Below are 3,268 nucleotides of genomic sequence, written 5' to 3' on the forward strand. Positions count from 1 at the left end.
GATGAGATTTCTCTCACGGTCGAAAAAGGAGAAATTTTCGGATTTCTTGGCGCCAATGGCGCCGGAAAAACGACCGCTATCCGGATGCTCTGCGGCTTACTTCTCCCTACCTCCGGCTCCGGAACCGTCAACGGCTTCAATATCTTCACCGAGAGCGAAAAAATCAAACAGAGTATCGGGTATATGTCGCAGAAATTCTCCCTCTACCGCGACCTGACCGGACGGGAAAACCTTCAATTCTACGGTTCTGTTTATCAAATTCCATCCGGCGACCTTAAAGACCGTATCGCCGAACTGGGCGAAAGCCTCGACTTGAATGAATTCATCGACCGTCCCACCGAATCGCTCCCGACCGGCTGGCGACAGCGGCTGGCGCTGGCGGCATCGCTCCTTCACCGACCTCAGATACTTTTCCTGGATGAGCCTACTGGTGGGGTTGACCCGGTCTTCCGCCGAAAATTCTGGGAGATACTCTATCGCCTTGCCGATGAAGGCACTACTCTTTTTGTAACTACGCACTACATGGATGAAGCCGAATTCTGCCGCCGGATATCCATCATGCACCGTGGTAAAATCGTCGAAATTGGCAATCCCCAGGAATTGGTCAAAAAATACAATCAGCCCAATCTGCAGGAAGCCTTCATCTCACTGATTTCGCGAGGGGAAAGCAATGGATAAGATAAGATATATCGCCATAAAAGAACTCCGGCATATCCTCCGCGACCCTCGCTCCCTCATCATCGCCATTCTGATGCCAATTCTGATGACCTTCCTCTACGGTTATGCCATCAACCTGGATATCAAGAATATCAAACTGGCGGTGCTCGACTTCGATAAATCGTTCGAATCGCGCGAACTGGTCGGATACTTCTATAACAGCGGTTACTTCCTCCAATCGAAAGCCGCGCCGGACCTCTATGACCCTGAAAAAATACTGAAAACGGGCGACGCCAACGCCGTTCTGGTCATTCCCCATGGTTTTGCTGATGCCGTCGCCAGCCGCGAGGATTTTGAGTTGGGTCTGACTGTCGATGGCGCCGATGCCAATATGTCGGCGGCAACCTCCAGTTATTCCAGCATGGCCCTGATGCGCTTCATCGAAGCCAAACTCCCCCCCGGAATGGAGATTCCCGGCGTCAAACTCTCCACTCAGGTCCTCTACAACCCCGACCTGAAATCTTCCCACTTTTTTGTGCCGGGATTGATTGCCGTTATCTTGATGATGATTTCGGCGCTCCTGACCTCCATCACAATCGCCCGCGAAAAAGAAACCGGCACCATGGAGCAGCTTCTGACCGCCCCGGTAACACCCCGACAATTGATTATCGGCAAAGTAATTCCGTATATCGGACTGGCTTTACTTGACGGCATCCTGATTCTCCTGTTCGCCGTCTTCCACTTCGGCGTTCCCTTCAACGGCTCGATACTCCTGATGCTCTTCTTCGGCGTCATCTATATTATCGCCGCCCTCTCTATCGGAATATTCATCTCCACTCTCGTCAAAACCCAGCAGCTGGCGATGATGGCGGCGCAGCTGGTAACAGTATTGCCGTCGGTTATGCTCTCGGGATATATCTTCGAAATCAAAAATATGCCCCAGATTCTTCAGTATCTCACCTACATCGTGCCGGCAAAATATTTTCTGGTAATCATTCGAGGCATCATGCTCAAAGGGGCCGATTTCACCATCTTGTGGGTTCAGGGGTCATTCCTGATTCTGTTGACCATATTCCTGCTGACCGTCGCCACCAAAAAATTCAGCCTGAAGATAGGATAGGTAACTATGCGACGCACTATTCTGGCGCTGATGAAAAAAGAGTTCTTCCAGGTTATCCGTGACCGGAACATGCTCCGGGTAATATTCGTCATGCCCATTATTCAGTTGATGATTCTGGGATACGCCATAAATGTCGACGTAAAAAATATCTATACGGCCGTCTATGACTATGACCGGAGCGAATTGTCGCGCGAGTACCAGAAATCGCTGGCCGCGGGAAACTATTTCCTGGTCGAATCAGCGGACCTGCCGCTCCTCGACGCCGCCCGCGGATTGAAAAATTCCCGCTATAATGTCGCTCTCATAATACCGCCTGGTTTTTCCGAAAAGCTCCATCAGACAGGCTCGGTTGATGTCGGCTTTATTGTCGATGGCGCTAATGCCAATTCCGCCTCCATTGCCAGCGGGTATGCCAATGTCATCACCAGCCAATTCAATAAAAAAGTTACCGGTTTCATCCCGCCCCTTTCTATTCGTCAGAAACGACTCTACAATCCCGAAGGGGAATCGGTCTATTTTATGGTGCCGGGAATCGTAACCCTACTCCTGACAATGGTCACCGTGATGTTGACCTCGATGGCAATCGTCCGCGAACGGGAAATCGGAACGTTGGAGCAGCTGCTGGTGACTCCAATCACAACCCCGGCGTTGATTCTCGGGAAAACTATCCCCTTCGCGATTATCGGCTTTCTGGAAATGTCGGTAGCGCTTTTCGTTGGAATTCTCTGGTTCAAAATCCCCTTTGCCGGCTCCTGGGCGCTTCTTTATGGACTCTCCTTCCTGTTTCTCTTCACCACTCTCGGCATCGGAATGTTCATTTCCACCGTTTCCAAAACCCAGCAGCAGGCAATGTTCTATGCCTGGTTCTTTTCCGTCTTTGCCATCCTCACTTCCGGCTTCTTCACTCCGATTGAGAATATGCCGCAATCAGTACAGTATATCACTTATCTTAACCCCTTACGCTATTTCATGAAAATTGTCCGCGGCATCATGATGAAGGCGGCAACGATGGAACATCTCTATTTCGAGGTCGCCGCCATGGTCCTCTTCGGTCTGGTGATATTCACTTTTTCCTGGATCCGTTTCTCAAAACGGACGAAATAGGCTGGCTTGCTTCACATAATCTTAATGGCGGAAGTCAGAATCCCCCGAACTCCGGCCCCGGAGTAAGCGAGGTCATGATATCTTATAATTCGGGATTGCCTGTCATTCCGCGCTTGACACCGAATCCATCGCCTCTTCGGGACGAATCTTCAACTCAAAAATCTTGAGCAGCGTCAAAAAAATCGCCGTCACCAGCGGACCGAGGACCACCCCAACCAGACCGAAAACTACGATTCCCCCCATTATCGAGAAAAAAAGAAGCAGCGTGTGCATTTTGGTTTTGTTCCGGAACAGCATCGGCCGTACAAAATTATCTATCTGGCTCACTACAACTGTCCCCAGCGCGATAATAATAATCCCCTTCACAACCGACCCGCTCAAAATCAG

Annotated in this window: 4 protein-coding genes; 3 read left to right on the forward strand and 1 reads right to left on the reverse strand. The window is 50.5% G+C overall.

Annotation, left to right across the window (positions count from 1 at the left end; genetic code table 11):
* The 3 genes from AB1690_00005 to AB1690_00015 form a co-directional block, all read left to right on the forward strand.
* The coding region (locus AB1690_00005) for an ABC transporter ATP-binding protein (GenBank protein ID MEW6013686.1) at nt 1-678 on the forward strand (678 nt) is incomplete at its 5' end.
* Complete coding sequence (locus AB1690_00010; GenBank protein ID MEW6013687.1) at nt 671-1,777, forward strand: ABC transporter permease; 1,107 nt, start codon at nt 671-673, stop codon at nt 1,775-1,777. The genes AB1690_00005 and AB1690_00010, both read left to right, overlap by 8 nt.
* 6 nt (nt 1,778-1,783) lie before the next feature.
* Complete coding sequence (locus AB1690_00015; GenBank protein MEW6013688.1) at nt 1,784-2,881, forward strand: ABC transporter permease; 1,098 nt, start codon at nt 1,784-1,786, stop codon at nt 2,879-2,881.
* Nucleotides 2,882-2,983: 102 nt separating this feature from the next.
* Here AB1690_00015 and AB1690_00020 read toward each other — a convergent pair.
* Nucleotides 2,984-3,268 (reverse strand): AI-2E family transporter (locus AB1690_00020; GenBank protein MEW6013689.1); only part of this gene is annotated, 285 nt, incomplete at its 5' end.

This window comes from Candidatus Zixiibacteriota bacterium, from assembly GCA_040753495.1.
In the GTDB taxonomy this organism is placed as follows: domain Bacteria; phylum Zixibacteria; class MSB-5A5; order GN15; family PGXB01; genus DYGG01.